General features: G+C 74.1%; 18 protein-coding genes and 2 pseudogenes. 10 read left to right on the top strand and 10 right to left on the bottom strand.

All coding sequences use genetic code 11. From position 1 onward, the window contains the following. Window positions 1-19 precede the first annotated feature (19 nt). Together ACSNN8_RS28045 and ACSNN8_RS28040 are read left to right on the top strand one after the other, a co-directional pair. The gene (locus tag ACSNN8_RS28045; RefSeq protein WP_436652671.1) at window positions 20-808 is read left to right on the top strand and encodes a cyclase family protein; all 789 of its coding nucleotides are present in this window, start codon (window positions 20-22) and stop codon (window positions 806-808) included. 85 nt (window positions 809-893) lie between these two features. Further along, on the top strand, window positions 894-1,151 hold the full coding sequence (locus ACSNN8_RS28040) for a hypothetical protein (RefSeq protein WP_436652670.1): 258 nt from the start codon (window positions 894-896) through the stop codon (window positions 1,149-1,151). A gap of 12 nt (window positions 1,152-1,163) precedes the next feature. On the opposite strand, the pseudogene ACSNN8_RS28035 reads toward ACSNN8_RS28040, so the two are convergent. Then, window positions 1,164-2,320, bottom strand: a pseudogene (locus ACSNN8_RS28035) (alkaline phosphatase PhoX). Between the two features lie 198 nt (window positions 2,321-2,518). Next, window positions 2,519-3,307 carry a helix-turn-helix transcriptional regulator gene (locus ACSNN8_RS28030; protein WP_436652669.1) on the bottom strand — a complete coding sequence of 263 codons (789 nt, stop codon included), beginning with the start codon at window positions 3,305-3,307 and terminating at the stop codon, window positions 2,519-2,521. A 118-nt stretch (window positions 3,308-3,425) separates the two neighbouring features. Between ACSNN8_RS28030 and ACSNN8_RS28025 the strand changes: the two genes are divergently transcribed. The 3 genes from ACSNN8_RS28025 to ACSNN8_RS28015 are packed head-to-tail and all read left to right on the top strand — an operon-like array spanning window position 3,426 to window position 6,257. Beyond that, window positions 3,426-4,259, top strand: coding sequence for an SDR family oxidoreductase (locus tag ACSNN8_RS28025; protein WP_436652668.1), 834 nt, complete (start codon window positions 3,426-3,428; stop codon window positions 4,257-4,259). 9 nt (window positions 4,260-4,268) lie between these two features. Next, on the top strand, window positions 4,269-4,991 hold the full coding sequence (locus ACSNN8_RS28020; RefSeq protein ID WP_436652666.1) for a GNAT family N-acetyltransferase: 723 nt from the start codon (window positions 4,269-4,271) through the stop codon (window positions 4,989-4,991). Window positions 4,992-5,000: 9 nt separating this feature from the next. Further along, a complete protein-coding gene (locus ACSNN8_RS28015; RefSeq protein ID WP_436652665.1) occupies window positions 5,001-6,257 on the top strand; it encodes an alpha/beta fold hydrolase in 1,257 nt (418 codons plus the stop codon). 1 nt (window position 6,258) lies between these two features. Here ACSNN8_RS28015 and ACSNN8_RS28010 read toward each other — a convergent pair whose 3' ends face one another. From ACSNN8_RS28010 to def, 3 genes are all read right to left on the bottom strand, one after another. Further along, the gene (locus tag ACSNN8_RS28010) at window positions 6,259-6,588 is read right to left on the bottom strand and encodes a winged helix-turn-helix domain-containing protein (RefSeq protein ID WP_436652663.1); all 330 of its coding nucleotides are present in this window, start codon (window positions 6,586-6,588) and stop codon (window positions 6,259-6,261) included. Further along, window positions 6,585-7,064 (bottom strand): hypothetical protein, encoded by a 480-nt coding sequence (locus tag ACSNN8_RS28005; RefSeq protein WP_436652661.1) that lies wholly within the window; start codon window positions 7,062-7,064, stop codon window positions 6,585-6,587. Before ACSNN8_RS28005 ends, ACSNN8_RS28010 begins: the two co-directional genes overlap by 4 nt. Window positions 7,065-7,146: 82 nt before the next feature. Then, a complete protein-coding gene (gene def, locus ACSNN8_RS28000) occupies window positions 7,147-7,680 on the bottom strand; it encodes a peptide deformylase (RefSeq protein ID WP_436652660.1) in 534 nt (177 codons plus the stop codon). A 73-nt stretch (window positions 7,681-7,753) separates the two neighbouring features. On the opposite strand from def, the gene ACSNN8_RS27995 reads away from it, so the two are divergent. Together ACSNN8_RS27995 and ACSNN8_RS27990 are read left to right on the top strand one after the other, a co-directional pair. Beyond that, window positions 7,754-7,915, top strand: coding sequence for a hypothetical protein (locus tag ACSNN8_RS27995; RefSeq protein WP_436652659.1), 162 nt, complete (start codon window positions 7,754-7,756; stop codon window positions 7,913-7,915). Window positions 7,916-8,050: 135 nt separating this feature from the next. Continuing rightward, on the top strand, window positions 8,051-9,421 hold the full coding sequence (locus ACSNN8_RS27990) for a dihydrolipoyl dehydrogenase family protein (protein WP_436652657.1): 1,371 nt from the start codon (window positions 8,051-8,053) through the stop codon (window positions 9,419-9,421). A gap of 83 nt (window positions 9,422-9,504) precedes the next feature. Here ACSNN8_RS27990 and ACSNN8_RS27985 read toward each other — a convergent pair. Then, window positions 9,505-10,098 (bottom strand): annotated as a pseudogene (locus ACSNN8_RS27985) (DUF3152 domain-containing protein); the annotation flags it as partial. A 70-nt stretch (window positions 10,099-10,168) separates the two neighbouring features. Further along, complete coding sequence (locus ACSNN8_RS27980) at window positions 10,169-11,635, bottom strand: ATP-binding cassette domain-containing protein (RefSeq protein ID WP_436652656.1); 1,467 nt, start codon at window positions 11,633-11,635, stop codon at window positions 10,169-10,171. 212 nt (window positions 11,636-11,847) lie between these two features. Here ACSNN8_RS27980 and ACSNN8_RS27975 point away from each other — a divergent pair, with 212 nt between their 5' ends. Then, on the top strand, window positions 11,848-13,350 hold the full coding sequence (locus tag ACSNN8_RS27975) for an alpha/beta fold hydrolase (protein ID WP_436652654.1): 1,503 nt from the start codon (window positions 11,848-11,850) through the stop codon (window positions 13,348-13,350). Window positions 13,351-13,390: 40 nt separating this feature from the next. After that, the gene (locus ACSNN8_RS27970) at window positions 13,391-13,792 is read left to right on the top strand and encodes a GNAT family N-acetyltransferase (protein WP_436652652.1); all 402 of its coding nucleotides are present in this window, start codon (window positions 13,391-13,393) and stop codon (window positions 13,790-13,792) included. 9 nt (window positions 13,793-13,801) lie between these two features. Here the strand turns inward: ACSNN8_RS27970 and ACSNN8_RS27965 are convergent, their stop codons facing one another. Next, window positions 13,802-14,395, bottom strand: coding sequence for a GNAT family N-acetyltransferase (locus tag ACSNN8_RS27965; RefSeq protein ID WP_436652651.1), 594 nt, complete (start codon window positions 14,393-14,395; stop codon window positions 13,802-13,804). A 146-nt stretch (window positions 14,396-14,541) separates the two neighbouring features. Here ACSNN8_RS27965 and ACSNN8_RS27960 point away from each other — a divergent pair, with 146 nt between their 5' ends. After that, the gene (locus ACSNN8_RS27960) at window positions 14,542-16,425 is read left to right on the top strand and encodes an ABC transporter ATP-binding protein (protein WP_436652649.1); all 1,884 of its coding nucleotides are present in this window, start codon (window positions 14,542-14,544) and stop codon (window positions 16,423-16,425) included. 7 nt (window positions 16,426-16,432) lie between these two features. Here ACSNN8_RS27960 and ACSNN8_RS27955 read toward each other — a convergent pair whose 3' ends face one another. Together ACSNN8_RS27955 and ACSNN8_RS27950 are read right to left on the bottom strand one after the other, a co-directional pair. Continuing rightward, the gene (locus ACSNN8_RS27955; protein ID WP_436652647.1) at window positions 16,433-17,362 is read right to left on the bottom strand and encodes an SIS domain-containing protein; all 930 of its coding nucleotides are present in this window, start codon (window positions 17,360-17,362) and stop codon (window positions 16,433-16,435) included. Next, complete coding sequence (locus ACSNN8_RS27950; RefSeq protein WP_436652646.1) at window positions 17,359-17,808, bottom strand: MarR family winged helix-turn-helix transcriptional regulator; 450 nt, start codon at window positions 17,806-17,808, stop codon at window positions 17,359-17,361. The genes ACSNN8_RS27955 and ACSNN8_RS27950 overlap by 4 nt, the downstream gene beginning before the upstream one ends. Between the last annotated feature and the right edge of the window lie 96 nt (window positions 17,809-17,904).

Here is a 17,904-nt window from a genome sequence, read left to right as displayed (position 1 = left end):
GAGCCGCTAGATTGCGCGCATGTGCGTCGACAAGGTCTCTCGCCGATCTCTGCTGTTCGGCGCGGCTGCCTCGGCTGCCGCGGTCACTGTCCCCACTCCCGCACAGGCCGCCGTGCGGAGCAAGCACGGGCTGCAGGATCTCACCCATCCGGTGACCCCTGCCTTCCCGGCGTTCGAACCCGGTGAGGAGCCGTCGCGCCACACGGCCACCTCGATCCCGGAGGACGGCTACTACATGCAGGAGTGGACGATCCTCGAGCACTTCGGCACGCACGTCGACGCCCCGGCGCACTTCACGGCGGGCGGGCGGACGTCGACCGAGCTGGCCCTGGCCGAGCTGATCAGCCCGGCGGTGGTCATCGACATCGCGCGGCGGGCGGCGCACGAGCCGGACACGACCGTCACGGTGGCCGACCTGGTGGCGTACGAGCGCAGGTACGACCGCATCCCGCGCGACGCCGCAGTGCTGCTCCACAGCGGCTGGGCCACGAAGGCGGGCGACGCGGACGCGTACCGCGGCACCGACGCCGGCGGAACGCTGCACTTCCCGGGCTTCAGCGTCGAGGCGTGCGAGTGGCTGCTCACCAAGCGCCGCATCCGCTGCCTGGGAGTCGACACGCTGAGCATCGACCCGGGCATCTCCACCGGCTTCGAGACGCACCTCGCGCTGACCGGCGCCGACCGCTACGGCGTGGAGAACATCGCCCACCTCGACCGCGTCCCGCGGCACGGCGCGACGCTCACCGTGGGCCTGATCCCGTACCAGGACGGGTCGGGCGGGCAGGCCCGGGTGTTCGCAAGTTGGTAGGAAGCGAAAATTCTTCGAACCGGATGACGGGTACGCGACGTACAGTGCGATCGGGAGCACATGTGCTTTCACCAAGGAGGTCGCGATGAGCACCGAGGACAAGCGCAGGGAGTTCGACGACATCGTCGCCCGGCTGACCACGGACTATCCCGCGCTGACCCGCGCGCCCTGGCCCCGCTGGCCGCGGCCGGTGCTGATCACCGTGCTCGTGACCGCGGGGGTCGTCTGGGGCTTGCTGTCGGTGGCGATGGTCGCCTGGGGTCTGCGCGGGGTCGCGCTGACCGCCGCGGTCGTCACGACCGCCGTGGTGGCAGCCGTGCTCGACGCCCGAAAACCTCTATGAGCACGGGGGGCCTCAGCGGAACGGGCCCGTCACGCAGTACGTGATGCCGCCGGAGGACGCTCCGGAGGTGCCGCGCTGTGACGAGAAGTAGAGGCGGTTGCCGGCCGGGGTGAAGGCCGGGCCGGTGAGCTCCGAGGCGCTCTGGCCGGTGACGCGCAGGAACACCGAGATCTCGTCGTCGGGCGTGATCAGGCAGATGTCCATGCTGCCGCCGTCCTCGGCGACGTACAGGTCGCCCGACGCGGAGCCGGTCACGTTGTCGACGCCGGTCAGTGGGGCCGTGCCGGGGCTGACCAGGCTGTCGTCGTACGCCAGCTCGTAGGTGCTCGTCGCCAGGTTCACCTGCCAGACCCGGTTGTCGCCCTTGGTCGTGAACCAGACCGTGTCGTTGGCGTAGTGGCAGCCCTCGCCGCCGTTGAAGACCTTCGCGCCGGAGACCTGGTAGCGGGTCCGGGTGGGGGAGCCGTCGGGGTCGGGCACGTCGGCCCAGGTGAACGAACCGACGTGGCCGTGCCGGCGCGCAGCACCTGCAGCCTGCCCGACGACAGGTCGCCCCACGAGGCGGGCACGAAGCGGTAGAAGCGCCCGTCGGTCTCGTCCTCGGTGAGATAGACGACCTTGCGTACGGGGTCGGCCGCGGCCGCCTCGTGCTTGAACCGCCCCATCGCGGGCCGCACCACCGCCGAGCCGCCCAGCGGGTACGTCTCCCACACCCGGCCCAGCGTGATCTCCTCGCACGACAGCCACGTGTTCCACGGCATCCGGCCGCCGGCGCAGTTGTTGGTCGTGCCCGACAGGATCCGCGACGCGCCGGTGACCCGCCCGCCGGCGTCGAACACGATCCGGGAAGCCCCGCCGCCGGCCGACGCGGACACCTCCGAGTTCGAGACGTACACCCAGCCGGTGCCGTTCGGGATGACCGCGCCGCCGTCGGGGGCGTCGTGCCAGACGTACGAGGTGCCGGGCACGGTCTGCCGCGAGCGCGCCACCACCTGGCTCGTGAAGCCGGCCGGCAGCTGGATGCCGTTGGCGTCGGCGGCCCGCAGCGGCCCGTACGGCCCGGTGGCGTTCTGCGCGGGCGCCGCGTACGCCGCCGGCCAGGCGGTGAACGGCAGCGCGATGCCACCGGCTCCGGCGACGGTGGCGCGCAGCAGGGTACGACGGTCCATCGGGATCCTCCTCGGGGGTCGCTGCCCGGAACGCTGCCGGTCGCCGCTGGCCGCCGCGTGAACAGCCCATTGACGAGCGTCGAAGAGTTGCCCCTCGGGTCGTTGCGGCCCTCGTGGGCAACGCCGCCCTGTTCGCCGACCTGGACACCCGCTCCGAGCACGTCGCCCCGGCCGCCTGACGATCGCCGCGGCCGGTTCCTACAGCTGCGCGAGGCTCGCCGCCGACGGGGTGCCCGGCTCGGCGTGGTGCAGCACCATCTGAAGGCCGTCCGAGCCGACCACGGCCAGCTTCTCGCGGCGCAGGTGCAGGTCGCCGACCAGCGGGTGCCGGATGTGGGCGGTGTCGCTGCCGCCGCGCCGGATGTCGTGGCGCGCCCACAGCTTGCGGAACTGCTCGCTCTTGAGCGACAGCTCGCCGATCAGCCCCTGGAACCGGGGGTCGTCGGTGTCCGTGCCGACCTCGGCGCGCAGCTGCGCGACCACGCTTGCCGCGTTCTGGTCGAGGTCGGGATGGTACTCGCGCGCCACCGGGTCGGTGAAGGCGGCGAGCAGCCGGTTCACGCCCGGGGCCATCAGCGGCGACAGCGCCACCGCGAGCCGGTTGGCGGTCAGCACGTCGCGGTAGCGGTTCACCACGAACGCGGGCACGTTGAGCGTCTGCACCAGCATGTCGATGCCGGCCGGCACCCGCTCGGCCCGGCGTGCCGGCCTGCGGCGCGGCCGCGACAGGGCCATCAGGTGCGCCGCGCCGTCCTCGTCCAGCCGCAGCACGCGGGCGAGCGCCTCGACGACCTGAACCGAGGGCGTACGGTCGCGGCCCTGCTCGAGCCGCAGGTAGTACTCGGCGCTGATGCCGGCCAGCATCGCCACCTCCTCGCGCCGCAGCCCCCGCACCCGCCGCATCCCGGTGCCGCCGGGCAGGCCGACGTCCGCGGGCTGCACGAGCTCGCGCCGAGCCCGCAGGAAATCGCCCAGTTCGCTCCGCATACCGCAACGGTAGGCGGTGCCCGGCTCCGGTGGCTGGTCCCGCCACTACCAGGAACGACTCGGACTGCCACCGGGCGCGCGCGGCGGGAAGAGTTGGTGTCGGAAAGAGGAGGAAGCAATGGCAACGTGGTTCATCACCGGCGTCAACAGCGGCTTCGGCAGGCACCTGACCGAGCAGCTGCTGGAGCGCGGCGAGCGGGTGGCCGGCACCGTGCGCCGGGCCGGGTCCGTCGACGACCTCGCGGCGAAGTACGGCGACCGCCTGTGGGTCGCCCACCTCGACGTCACGGACCTTCCCGGCGTACGGGCGACCGTCGACCGCGCGTTCGCCGAGCTCGGCCGGGTCGACGTCGTCGTCAGCAACGCCGGGTACGGCCTGTTCGGCGCCGCCGAGGAGCTCACCGACGAGCAGGTGATCGACCAGCTGAACACCAACCTGCTGGGCTCGATCGCCGTGGTCCGTGCGGCGCTGCCGCACCTGCGCGCGCAGGGTGGCGGGCGGCTGATCCAGATCTCGACGTACGGCGGTCAGGCTGCCAACGCCGGGGCCTCGCTCTACCACGCGGGCAAGTGGGGGATCGAGGGCTTCCTGGAGAGCGTCGCCAAGGAGGTCGCCCCGTTCGGCATCGGCGTGACCATCGTCGAGCCCGGCGGCGCGCGCACCGAGTTCCGCTTCGGCAGCCTGCAGTTGGCGACGCCCCTGGCCGCGTACGACGGCACCCCGGCGGCGATGGTGCGCGGCGCCAAGGACCGCAGCCGGCCGCCGCTGGGCGATCCGGCGAAGATGGCGGCGCGGATCATTGAGAGCGCCGGGCAGGAGCCCGCGCCGCTGCGGCTGGTGCTCGGCAGCGACGCGTACGGCTTCGTCACCGCGGCCCTGCGCGAACGGCTCGCGCAGATCGAGCCGCAGCGGGCCGTGGCGGCGTCCACCGACTGGGCGGACCCGCAGTAACGTGATCGGGTGCCGACCCCGTACCGCTCCGAGATTCGCACCCGCCTCGACGATCCCGCTGCTCAGCGGGCCGCGATCGACGCCGGCTACCGGCGGGAGGGGATCGCGCGCGGCGCCGGCCCGGGCCGGGAGGACCTCGTGGTGTGGGGGCGGCTCGCCGACGACCCGATCGGGCCCTCGCCGCGGACGCTGCCCGACCTGCCCGGCGGCGAGCTCACCGACGGGGTGATCCGGGTGCGGCCGCTGCGTCCCGACGACCTCGACGGCTGGTACGAGCTGCGCTGCCTGCCCGAGGTGGTGGAGAGCTCGGTGCCGCCGGTGCCGCCGCCCCGGGACGAGGTCGAGCGGCTCTTCGCGTACGCGGAAGGTCGTTGGCTGGCCGGTGAGATGGCCGCGATGAGCATCGTCGACGCGCGCAGCGGCTCGTTCGCCGGGCAGATCGCGCTCTACTACTTCGCGCCGCACCACCGTGAGGGCATGCTCGGGTACGGGGTGCTGCCGGCCTTCCGCGGGCGCGGGTACGCGCGCCGCGCCGTCGAGCTGGTCACCAAGTGGGCGTTCACCGAGGTGCGGCTGCAGCGGGTCGTGGCCGGCGCCGCGGTGAGCAACCTGGCCTCGCAGAAGACGCTGCAGGCCGCGGGCTTCGAGGTCGAGGGCAAGCAGATCGGCATGTTGCCTGCTCCGGGCGGTGGTCGCATCGACACGGTGCTTTATGTCAGACGGCGGTTCTAGGGTGTGCCCATGATTGCTCACCCCGGAGTCCGTTTCGCCGACCACACCGTCACCGTGCCGCTCGACCACCGCGATCCCGGTGGAGACACGATCGAGATCTTCGCCCGCGAGGTGGTGGCCGCCGACCGGGCCGGCGACGACCTGCCCTGGCTGCTGTTCCTGCAGGGCGGGCCGGGCGGCAAGGCGCAGCGGCCGCTGCGCGCCGAGGCGTGGATCGGCCGGGCCGTGCAGACCCACCGGGTGCTGCTGCTCGACCAGCGCGGCACCGGCCGCAGCACCCCGCTCACCGCGCGGACGGTCGGCGACCGGTCCGCGAAGGAGCTGGCCGACCACATCAAGCTGTTCCGCGCCGACAGCATCGTGGCCGACGCCGAGATCCTGCGCGAGCGGGTCGCGGGCGGCGCCCGGTGGGACACGCTCGGCCAGAGCTACGGCGGGTTCGTCACGATGAGCTACCTCTCGGCCGCCCCGCAGGCCCTGCGCACGTGCTACGTCACCGGCGGCCTGCTCGCCACCGCCACCGCCGACGACGTGTACGCCCGCACCTATCCCCGGGTCGCCGCGAAGAACGCGGAGTACTACCGCGCCTTCCCCGACGACGTGGCCGCCGTGCGCCGCATCGCCGACCACCTCGCCGCCGAGGACGTCCGCCTGCCCGACGGCGACCGGCTGACCGCCGAGCGGTTCCGGCACCTGGGCAGCGCGTTCGGCATGAGCTACGGCTACGCGCAGCTGCACTGGCTGCTCGACGAGGCGTGGCACGGCGACCAGCTGTCCGACACGTTCCGCTACGCGGTGATGGGGCTGACCGGTTTCATCGACATGCCGCTGTTCGCCCTGCAGGAGTACTGCTACGGCGCTCCCGGGCAGGTGACGGGCTGGGCCGCCGAGCGCGCCCTGGCGGCCCGTCCCGAGTTCGCCGCCGACGCCACCCCGCTGCTGTTCACCGGCGAGATGATGTACCCCTGGATGTTCGAGCAGATCGCCGCGTTGCGCCCGTTCGCCGGCGCCGCTGACCTGCTGGCGCAGACCGACGACTGGTCCGCCCTCTGCGACCTCGACCGGCTGGCCGCCAACGAGGTGCCGGTGCTCGCCGCCGTCTACGCCGACGACATGTACGTCGACATGGGCCTGTCCCTCGACACCGCCGCCCGCGTCGGCAACGTCCGCACCTGGGTCACCAACGAGTACGAGCACGACGGCCTGCGCTCGGCCGGCGACACCATCCTCGGCCACCTGATGGACATGGCCGCCGGCCTGCGCTGACTCAGCCGGTCGTGGCGTCGGAGGGGAGGACGGCCAGGCCCGAACGCACGACGATCTCCTGCAGGGCGGCGACGTGGCTCGCGAAAGCCTGCCGGCCGAGCGGGCTCAGCCGCACCGAGGTGCGGGCGCGCTTGCCGACGAACGACTTGCGGATGTCGACGTAGCCGGCCTCCTCGAGGGTGGTCAGCTGCTTCGACAGGGCCGAGTCGGAGAGGCCGGCCTCGTCGCGCAGGTACTTGAACTCGGCCCACTCGGTGGCCGCCAGCAGGCTCACGAGCGACAGGCGCGTGGGCGAGTGGATCAGCTCGTCGAAGCGGGGCTCGGCGCTCACCGCGGGCCGGCCGGCGGGCGCGAGAGCATGACCCGGCGCAGGTGCGCCATGAGCGCGGGACCGCCGACGGCCATGCCCACGGCGACCGGCACGCACGCGATCGTGCCCGGCGCGGGGACGCCGAGGGCGTCGAGGGTGAAACCGAGGCCGAGCCCGACCGCGACCAGCGCGAGGGCGAAGGCCGCGATGGCCAGCCCGCCCCGGACGCCCAGCAGGTCGTTGCGCACCTGCACCCGGGACCGGCGCACGATCGCCAGGATCAGCGCGGCCAGCCCGGAGACGTAGAGGACGGTGCCGGTCGCCACCAGCCACGGGCGGCCGCTCTCGACGGCCGCCACGAACAGCAGCATGAGCGCGCCGACCGACGGCCAGAACCAGCCGGGCACCAGGTTCGCGACGATCACCTGTTCCCGGCGGGCTCGCACCTCGGCGAGCGCCAGCTCGGCGTCGATGGGTGATATGCGCGGAGCGTCCATGGCTTCCCCCTCGGGCATGTACTTGCCTACCAGGAAAGTATGACGCTCACTTTCCCGGTAGGCAAGTGCTTTCCCGAGCGGTTCAGTGCGGGCTGACCTGAACCCGGGCGTCGGCCCACGACGCCTCGCGCAGGGTGGCCAGGATGCGCTCCTGACCCGCCTGGTCCTGCCGGTCGATGAACAGCACGCCGTCGAGGTGGTCGGTCTCGTGCTGGATGCAGCGGGCCAGCAGACCGGCGCCGACGATCTGCACCGGGTCGCCGTGCTTGGTCAGCCCCTTGGCGACGACGTTCATGCGCCGCTTGGTGTCGAGGTAGATGCCCGGGATCGACAGGCAGCCCTCGGGGCCGTTCTGCTCCTCGTCGTCGGGGAAGTCGAGCCCCGGGTTGATCAGGTGGTCGAGCCGCAGGTCGTTGCCCGGCAGGTCGGGGTTGATCGCGAAGACCCGCAGCCCCACCCCGATCTGCGGGGCCGCCAGCCCGGCGCCGCGCGACTCGGCGAGCGTCTGGTTCAGGTCGTCGACCAGCCGGTGCAGTTCGGCGTCGAACACGGTCACGGGCTCCGCGACCTGGCGCAGCACCGGGTCGCCGACCTTGCGGATCGTCAGCACAGTCATGCCTGCCACGGTACTCATTCCAGTCACTGGGATCCGCCGTCGCGGCCGACCCTCCGAGGGGTCCAATGGCGCCGTGCAGCTCCGTAACCACGCCTGGCCCGCCCGCCATCCCCACCGCCGGGCCGCGGGCGGCCGCTGCGCGGTCACGTTCCGCAGCCGGCGCGCCACCCTGATCGCCGCCCGCCTTTCCCCCCGCTGCCGCGACGCCGCCCGGCTGCTCTTCCTGGTCCGCTGACGCCGGGCCGCCTCCCCGCACGGCTGCTCTTCTTCATCCGCTGACGCCGGTTCGCCTCCCCGCGCAGCGACGCCGCACGTGATCGGCGACATGTATGGGTGTCTCCGGCGCGCCGTTGGGTCGATCATTGGGGGCATGCAGACTTTCGACGTGGTGGTGGTGGGTGCCGGGCCCGGCGGTGAGGTCGCGGCCGGCAAGCTCGCCGAGGCGGGGCTCAGCGTGGCGATCGTGGAGGGCGACCATGTCGGCGGGGAGTGCTCGTTCTATGCGTGCATCCCGTCGAAGGCGTTGCTGCGCCCGGGCGAGCTGCTCGACGAGGCGCGGCACGTGCCGGGGGTCGCGGAGGCGGTGACGGGCGAGCTCGACGTGGCGGCGGTGCTGCGGCGGCGCGACGAGCTCATCAACAACGAGGACGACAGCTCGCAGGTGCCGTGGCTGACCGACCGGGGCGTCACGCTGGTGCGCGGCTGGGGGCGGCTGGCGGGTCAGAAGCGGGTCGCGGTGGGCGACGAGATCCTCGAGGCGCGCCGCGCGGTGATCCTGGCGGGCGGCACCCGGGCGGCGCTGCCGGACGTCGAGGGGCTGGCCGAGGCGAACCCGTGGACCAACCGCGAGGCCACCACCGCCAAGGACGTCCCGGCGTCGCTCGTGGTCATCGGCGGCGGCGTGGTCGGCTCCGAGATGAGCCAGGCGTACGTGTCCCTGGGCGCGCGGGTCACGATGGTGGTCGGCCGCGGGGTGCTGCCGCGCGAGGAGGACTTCGCGGGGGAGCAGGTCGCCGCGTCGCTCGCCGAGCAGGGCGTGGAGATCCGCAAGGGGCAGCGCCCGAAGTCCGTGCGCCGAGACGCGTCCGGGGTGACGGTGACGCTGGCGGACGGCAGCACCGTGACGGCCGACGAGGTCCTGGTCGCGACCGGGCGTACGCCGCAGACGGCCGACCTGGGGCTGGAGACCGTCGGGCTCGAGCCGCAGGGGTACGTCGGCGTCGACCGGCACATGCGGGTGCCGGGGCAGGACTGGCTGTACGCGATCGGCGACGTCAACGGGCGCGCGCTCTACACGCACATGGCGAAGTACCAGGCCGGGGTCGCGGCGGCGGAGATCCTCGGCAAGCCGATCGCCACCGACCACCTCGCCGACGGGCCCGGCGCGCCGCGGGTCATCTTCACGGCGCCGCAGGTCGCTGCCGTGGGTCACACCACCGCGAGCGCGCAGGCGGCCGGGCTGCGGGTGCGCGTGGTCGACGTGCCGACCGACGGCAACGCGGGCGGTTCGTACTCGGGCGGGGTCGTCGGCACCAGCCGGTTCCTGGTCGACGAGGACCGCGGCGTGCTGGTCGGCGCCACGATCACCGGCACGCAGGTGGCCGACTTCCTGCAGGCCGCCACCATCGCGATCGTGGGCGAGGTGCCGGTGACGCGGCTGCGGCACGCCGTGCCGTCGTTCCCGACCCGCAGCGAGATCTGGCTCAACCTGTTCAACGCGCTGGGCGTCCAGTCCGGGTAAGGCCACGGGTTCGGGGTGCAGCCGTGCAGGCCGAGCGTCTGCTGGAGCATGACCGGCGCCGGGTCGCCCTTGGCGGGGCACTGCTCGTGGCCGTGCCCGAGCCGGTGCCCCACCTCGTGGTTGACCATGTAGGCGCGGTACGCGCGGAGATCCCGGTAGTACGGCACGCCGGCCGCCCAGCGGGCGACGTTGAGCACCACCTTGGCGCCGTTGCGGCACGACGTGTAGCCGTCCGGGACGTCGTCGCACAGCTCGTCGCGGGTGCCCGGCGTGGCCAGGTAGAGCGTGAAGTCGTACGCCTGCCCCGGTCCGACCCGGCGGAACCGCCACCGGCCGCCGCCCGTCCAGCCGCGCGGGTCCGCCAGGACCGCCTGCGCCGCCGCGGCGAAGCCCGCGGGTGAGACGCCGGTGATGCCGCGTTCCACCACGACCCGGTAGCGCATCAGGCGGCCCCGGGCGCCGACGGTCTCCGTCCCGGCCCCGGCGGTGATCCAGCGCCCGCTCCCGTGCCGCGGGTAGGCGATCTTCACCGGCTTCGCCGGGCGCGACACCGACGGGGACGGCGTGGCGGCCGCCGACGACGGGCCGGGGTGGTGCGGGCGTGCGGCGACGGCGGTGCCGCAGCCGGCCAGCAGACCGGCCGCCAGGACCGCCGCGGCCCATCGGTGTGTACGCATCGTCATGCCATCCCTTCCGATCGACATGACGATGCGTACGGTTAGCCGGGGTTGCCTCGTGCCGGACAGATCACATCCGCAGCGCCGGCCAGCCGCCCAGATCGGCGAGCATCCGGCGGTCGTGGGTGGCGACGACGACCGCGGCGGCGGCGGTGCGCAGCGCGGCGGTGAGCTCGTCGACCAGCGTCGCGGACAGGTGGTTCGTGGGCTCGTCGAGCAGCAGCACGTCGGGGAGCCCGGCGAGGACCTCCTCCAGCAGCCGCTGCCGGTGCTCCCCGGGCGACATGCGCGCGGCCGCCGACGTCACCTCCTGCGGCAGGTGGCCGATCCGTGCTCCGGACAGCCGCCGCACCCCACCGGTCGTCGGCGTCGCCGCGCCCGCCAGCACGGCCAGCAACGTCGACTTCCCGGCGCCGTTGGGACCGGTCACCAGCAGCCGGTCACCGCCGGCGAGCCGCACCGCGACCGGTGACCGCAGCCGGCCGGCGACGGTGAGGCCGTCCGCGTCCAGCAACGGCACGCCGGGCCGCGTGCCCGCCGGTGGCCACCGCAGTGGCCTCGGCGGCGCCGGCAGGGTGATCCGGTGGGCGGCCAGGGCCTCCTGCCGGCGGTGCAGCGCCTGCACCACGCCGGGCGCGCGGCTCTGCCGCTTGTGCCGTCCGGTGCCCTTGTCGGGGCGCCAGCCGGTGCTGAGCCGCCCGCGAGCCTCGTCGACCGCGCCGGCCAGCCGGGCGTGCTCGGCCACCTGCGCGTCGTACTCCTGCTGCCAGCGCTCCCGCTCGCGGGCCCGGGCCTGCTGCCAGCCGTCGTAGCCGCCCGCGTACCGGCGGGGCCGGCCGTCCGGGGTGGGGTCGAGGTCGAGGAACTCGTCGGCCACGTCGCGCAGCAGGGCGCGGTCGTGGGTCACGACGAGCACGCCGCCGGGGTGCTCGCGCAGCCGCCCGGTGAGGAACGCCAGCCCGCCGGCGTCGAGGTGGTTGGTGGGCTCGTCCAGCATCAGCAGGTCGTGGCGCGCCCCGAGCACACAGGCCAGCCGTACGCGATACCGCTGCCCGACCGACAGCGTGGCGAGGCGCCGCTCCCGGTCGGTGCACGCGCCGAGCGCCTCGAGGGCCACGTCCACGCGCCGCTCGGCGTCCCAGGCGTCCAGCCGCGTCGCTTCCTCCAGGGCCGACGCGTACGCCCCGGGGTCGCTCCCGACCGTCTCGAGCGCGGCGTCGAGCGCCGCCAGCGCCAGTTGCGCGGGGCGGATGGCGTGCGCCACCAGCGTGCCGACGGTGTCGCCGTCGCCGACCGGCAGCGCCTGCTCCGCCACGCCGATCGTTCCGGAGCGGTGCACCGAGCCGTGGTCGGGTTCGCCGAGGCCGGCGAGAACGTGCAGGAGCGTGGTCTTGCCGCTGCCGTTGCGGCCGACGACCGCCAGGCGCGAGCGGGTGGAGACGGTGACGTCGACGCCGTCGAGCACGACGCGGTCGCCGCGGATGACACGGACGCCCTCGGCCCGTACGTGGGCGGAGGTCTTTTCGAGAATGTTCACAGGTCTGCTTTCCGGCTCGTCCGGGAGCCGGGCAGCGCGGGGTGCACCGCCCGGCGATGACGCCAGGACGGCGGTGCAGGAGCCAGGTGCTCGAGCCGCCGTCAGCGGCCGGAGCGCATCCGCATGAAAGCGACGCCGGTGAACATGGCAGCGACCGTACCCACCGACGTGCCGGCGCCGCATCCGATTTACGCCGCCGGGTACGGTCAGGCGTGGCTCTCGCCCGGGAATGGATCGCGGTGCTGGTCGCCGTGACGGCCGTCGTCGCGGGCGGCGTGCTGCTGGGGATGGCCGACGGAGATGCTCGGTGGCAGCACGTCGTCGTCGACGGGGTGCCGCTCGACGTGGTGACGCCTGCGGGCGCGCAGCGCGGCCCGGGCGTCGTGGTCGCGCACGGCTACGCCGGGTCGGCCCGGCTGATGGCCCCCTTCGGCGACACGCTGGCGGCGCGCGGCTACCCGGTGGTGCTCGCGGACCTCGACGGTCACGGCGCGAACACCCGGTCGCCGCGCGACCTGACGCACGACCTCGACGTGGCGGTGCGGCACCTGCGCGGGCTGCCGAGCGTCGACCCGGACCGCATCGCGCTGGTCGGTCACTCGATGGGCGCCGGGGCGGTCACCGAGTACGCCGCCGCGCACCCCGCCGTCACGGCCACGGTGGCGATCTCGCTGCCCGACGCGTCGGCCGGATCCCCGGAACGCTTGCTGGCGCTCGTCGGCGCCCTCGAGTTCCGCAGCTTCCGCGAGGCAGCCGACCGCTCGCCGCACCACGCGGTGATCCCCGGCGTCGAGCACATCTCCATCCTGTACGCCGGCCGGACGCACCGCCTGACCGCCGACTGGCTCGACGACAGCTTCGCCCGCCCCCGCGCCCACGCCCTGCCGTCCCCGACCCGGCGGCTCGCAGCCTCGGCCGTCCTGCTGGCCGGCCTGCTCCTCGGTTTCGCGCCGCTGACCCGGCTGCTGCTCGGCTCCCGCGAGAGCCGCCGCCCCGCCCGGCCGCTGCCCGGCTCACCCGCAGCCGCGGGTGACGACGCGCCCGCTCTGCTGGCGCCCGACCCGTCGGCGTCCGAAGAGGCCGCGCCGACCCGGCCTGCACCTGAGCCGTCGGCGTCTGCAAGAGCCGCGTCGTTCGGCAGGGCCGCGGCGGTGGCGGTGGGCGCGGCCCTCCTGGCGGTTCTGGTGGCGCCGATCCTGCCGACCGTACGGCTACCGCTCGAGATCGGCGGGCACGTGGCCGGCTACGCCGCCGTGACGGGTGCCGCGATCCTCGCGTACCGCAGGACCTTGACCTCGCCCCTCGGGGGCCGCCGCGCGCTGGTCGCCGCCCCGCTCCTGATCGCGTATGCGGCCCTCGTGATCGCCGTCCCGCTGCACCTCGGCTTCACCCACGCCGTTCCGGCCGGGCCGCGCTGGTGGCTGCTGCTCGTAGTGTGGGCCGGGTTCGCCGTGCTGGCCTACGCCGCCGACCGGCTCGCCGGCGGCACCCTGCTCGTCTCCGCGATCGCGGTCGTCGGGCTCACCGCCGCGTCGCTGCTCGGCCTCGCGTCCGGCTTCGTGCTGCTCGTCGTCCCGCTGCTGGCCCTGCTGATGCTCCTCCAGGCCGGGCTCGCCGCGGTGCTGCGCGCCCGCGCCGCCCCGCCGTGGCTGACCGCCCTGACCGGCTCCCTGGTGGTGGCGTGGCCCATCGCCACCACGCTGCCGCTCGCCTGACAGGGCTGTGCCGCGCGGACCGGCGGACTAGCGTGGCCGGGTGACGATCCGGCTCGTGTCCCGTTTCCCCGTCGACGACCAGCGACTCAGCGCGTTGCACGCTCGGGCGTTCGGCGCGGACCCCGCCGAGGTCCGGCCGTGGGCGCAGCGGCTGGAAAGGCACGCGCTCACCTGGATCGGCGCCTTCGACGGCGGCGACCTCGTCGGGTTCGTCCAGGTCTGCTGGGACGGCGGCAGCCACGCCTTCCTGCTCGACACCGCGGTCGACCCCGACCGCCGGCGCCGCGGCGTGGGCACCCGTCTCGTCCGGGCCGCGGCAGACGAGGCCCGCGCCGCCGGATGCGCGTGGCTGCACGTCGACTTCGAGCCGCATCTGCAGCGCTTCTATCTCGACGGGTGTGGCTTCCGGCCGACGCAGGCCGGGCTTGTTCGCCTGGGATAGGCCGGCGGGTCAGGAGGCGCGCAGCAGCGTCCAGCCGGGACGGGCGACGAAACCCAGCCTCTCGAAGAAGGCCACGGTGTCCTCGCTCGCGTGCAGGTAGGCGGTGTGGGCCCCCGCCGTCTCGCCGCGGCGCAGGACGGTCTCGGTCAGGACGCGGGCGTAGCCCTCGGTGCGGAAGCCGTCGACCGTGCCGACGTTGGCGATGCCCAGGTGGCCGTCGCAGAGGATGCCCGCGCCCGCGGCCACCGGCAGGCCGCTGTGCGTCTCCGCCACGTACGCCCCGATCAGCGGGTTGGCCAGCGCCTCGGCGGTGTAGACGCGGGCCACCGCCTCGGGCGGCACCCCGAACGCGCGGCCCACGACGTCGGCGAACGTGCCGGCCTCGTCGCTGGCCAGGCGGCGCACGACCGCGAGGCCGGCCGGCACCGAGCCGGTGGAGCGGCGCCCGGCCAGCCGGGCGACCATGAGGACGTCCCCGGTCAGGCCGAGCCCGGTGACGGGCGGCCCGGGCCGCGGGCGGCCGCGGCGGCCCGTGCGGCGGCGGGAGGTTTCGAGCATCTGGAGAGCGGCGCCACGGGCGCGCTCGATCGGATCGTGGTGCATGAGGCCTTCACGGAGAGACGGAGCTGAAACTTTAGCTCGCGAATGATTCACGGTTGTAACGGCGCGATGTGCCGACTTGCCGCGCCGGTGGCGACAGAACGGCCGGAAGCCGCTTATGTGGAGGTAACCGGTCGAGTGAGGTGCCTGTGAGCGTCGCTGAGGAAACTGTCCTGCCGGAGCTGCGGAACGCGTGGTGGGAGCACGGCGTACGGCGGCGGGCCGAGACCGGGGTGTTCGGCGTCTTCGCGGAGTTGCCGCAGTTCGTGGGGCAGGCGGCAGCCATCGCGTGGCGGGCGGACCGGGCCCGGACGACGCTCGTGGCGCTGGCGACGCTCGCGGCGGGGTCGATGGCCACGTTCGGGCTGCTGTCGACGCAACGGATGCTGGTCGCGCTGTTCAGCGCCGGTCCGACCCCCGACCGCGTACGGGCGGCGCTGCCCGCGCTGGCCGTGCTCGCCGCGGTCACGGCCGCCCGTGGCGGGCTGGGCATCGCGATCGGCTACGCGCAGAACGGGCTGACCCCGCGCGTCAACCAGGCCGCCGAGCGCCGGCTGTTCGAGGCGACCACCGCCGTACGGCTGGACGCCTTCGACGCCGACGCGTTCTCCGACGACATGGAGCGCGCCAGCCGCGGCAGCGACGCGGCCAACGGGCTCGTCGACGACACCACCAACCTGCTGGCCGGCGTTGTGGGGCTGATCGCCGTGGCCGTCGCGGTCGTGCTCATCAACCCCCTGCTGCTGCTCGCGCTGGTCGTGGCGACGCTGCCCAACGGGTACGCGGCCCTGCGCGCCGGCCACCTGCGGTACGCGAGCTTCCTGGCCGGGTCCGTCCGGCGGCGCCGCCTCATGGTGCTGGAACGGCAGATGGCCGATCGCGCGTCGGCGCCGGAGCTGCGCTCGTACGGCCTGCGCCGTTTCCTGCTCGGCCAGTACGACATGGTGATGGGCGCGCAGACCGCCGAGGAGCTCACGCTGGCCCGGCGCGTCACGACGACGATGAGCCTCGGCGCGGTCATCGGCGGCATCGGCCTCGGCGGCGTGTGGGTGCTGCTCGGCGCGCTGCTCGCCGGCGGGCACATCCCGCTGTCCGCGGCGGTGACCTGCGTCGTGGCGGTGCAGGCGGCGCAGCGGTCGCTCGCGGTGGTCACCATCCAGCTCGACCACATGTTCACCGACGGCCAGTTCTTCAAGGAGTACGTGGGTTTCCTCGACCGCGCCCGGCAGTACATGCCCGCCGACGAGACGGCCGGCCGCCCGCGCCCGGAGCCGTTGCGGCGCCTGGACATCCGCGACGTGAGCCTGCGCTATCCCGACCGCGACACGCTCGCCGTCGACGACGTGACGATCAGCATCGAGGCCGGTCAGACGGTCGCGTTCGTGGGGGAGAACGGCTCCGGCAAGTCCACGCTCGCCGCGATGATCGCCGCGCTGCGCTCGCCCACCGCGGGCACGATCGAGTGGAACGGCCGCCCGCTGCCGGACTGGGACCGGGCGGCGCTGCAGTCGCGCATCGCCGTCGTGCTGCAGGAGCACCACAAGTGGCCGTACACCGCGGCCACGAACATCGCCATGGGCGACCTCGCCGTCGACGCCACCCAGGAGACCATCGAGGCCGCCGCGCGCAAGGCCGCCGCGCACGAAACGATCCTCGCTCTGCCGCACGGTTACCGGACGCTGCTCGACCGGACGTTCAAGGAGGGCCACGACCTCTCCGGCGGCCAGTGGCAGCGGATCACCGCGGCCCGGGGCTTCTACCGCGACGCCGACCTGCTCATCATGGACGAGCCGTCGTCGGCCCTCGACCCGCGCGCCGAGGACGCGCTGTTCCAGGCGATCCGCGGCCGGCAGGGACACCGGACGACGATCCTGATCACGCACCGCCTGGCCAACGTCATCCACGCCGACCAGATCTTCGTCCTGCACGAGGGCGTCCTGGTCGAGCGGGGCAGCCACGCCGACCTGATGGCCGCGGACGGCCGCTACGCCGGGCTGTTCCGCATCCAGGCCGCCGGCTACCAGCCCTCCTGAGGCGGCGTCAGGAGGGCCACAGCTCCGGATCGGCCCAGGCGCCGGTGATCGCGACGTCGGCGTCCTGGCCGCGCAGCCGGGCGAACCGCAGCGCCAGCCGCTGCAGCCGTACGGTCATCGGGATCTGGTCGAGCAGCGCGGAGCCGGTCCGCACCGACGTGGTCATCGTGGCCACCGGCATCCGTTCCAGCCGGGCCGCGTGGCGCAGGCCCTCGGTGAGCTCGTCGGGCTGGAGCACCAGCAGCGTGTCGGCCGCGGTGTAGGGGACGGCGCCGCCGTGCAGCAGGCGGTCCGGGTCGAAGCCCTCGCACAGGATGCGGGCGCCCTCGCGGATCTTCAGGGCGCCCTCGCGTGCGGTGACCGACCACAGCCCCGGCCCGGCGATCGCCATCGCGCGGGCCAGCACAGGCACGTCGTCGCTCCTGTCGTCCAGCGCGGCGGCGACCTCGCGGATCGCCTCCGGCCCGCCGTGCGGGGCCCCGAGGTGGTGGGCCAGCTGGGCGAGCACGACCAGCGCGGCGGTGTAGCTGACCGTGTAGGTCTCCGAGGCCTCGGCGAGCGGCGTGCGCACCGCCTCCGGCCAGTCCACGTCGGGCCCGGTCACCGACACGAACGGCACGCCGGCCTCGAGAAGCAGGGTGCGGCTGCGCCGGGCGTACGCCGTCCGTCCGGTGTGGGTGATGACGACCGCCGCGTCGCCGTCGCGCAGCAGGTCCCGCTCGAACGCGTTGGCGGCGATCCACCGGGCGTCGTGGCCCGCGTCCGTCATCGCCGCCGCGCCGAGCTCGGCCGCGTGCAGGCTGGTGCCGGTGCCGATCAGCCAGATGCGCCGCGCCCCGGCGAGGCGCCCGGCGGCGTCCGCGGTCGGCGCCGGATCGGCGAGGCCGCCGATGACCCCGGCCTGCGCCGCGATCATCCGCTCCAGCTGTGCGGTCATGGGTGACGCTCCGATCCGTGGTGGGTGACCAGCAGGGTCAGCAGGCGGGTGAGCTCGTCGCGCTGCGCCGGGGTGAGCGGCGCGAGCACCTCGTCCTCCACCCGGGCCAGCAGCTTGCCGAGGCTGCGTAGCCGGCGGCGGCCCGCGGCGGTGAGCGTGACGAGGTTGCGGCGGGCGTCGGCGGGGTCGGGGGAGCGCTCGATCTCGCCGGAGGCGGCGAGCTCGTTCAGGACCGCGACCAGGTCGCTGCGGTAGATGCGGGTGCGGTCGCTGAGCCGGGCCTGGCTGGCCGGGCCGAACTCGTCGAGCGTGGCCAGCACGGCGTAGTGCCACTTGCGCGCCCCGACGGCCGCGAGCTCCTCGTTCACGCGGCGGTCGGAGTGCATCGCGGCCAGCGACAGCAGCCGCGTCCGCAGGGTCCGCAGCCGCTCGGCGCCATCCTTCACGCGCCGACCCTAGCACTTGTGTTAGTGGCACTAACGTTCTAGCGTGCAGCGTTAGTGCGACTAACAGTACGGAGGACGACGTGACCACCATCCCGT

The organism is Actinoplanes sp. URMC 104 (assembly GCF_051386375.1).
Classification (GTDB): domain Bacteria; phylum Actinomycetota; class Actinomycetes; order Mycobacteriales; family Micromonosporaceae; genus Actinoplanes.
Note: the sequence above shows the minus strand (reverse complement) of the source record. Positions and strands in the feature narration are given on the sequence as shown.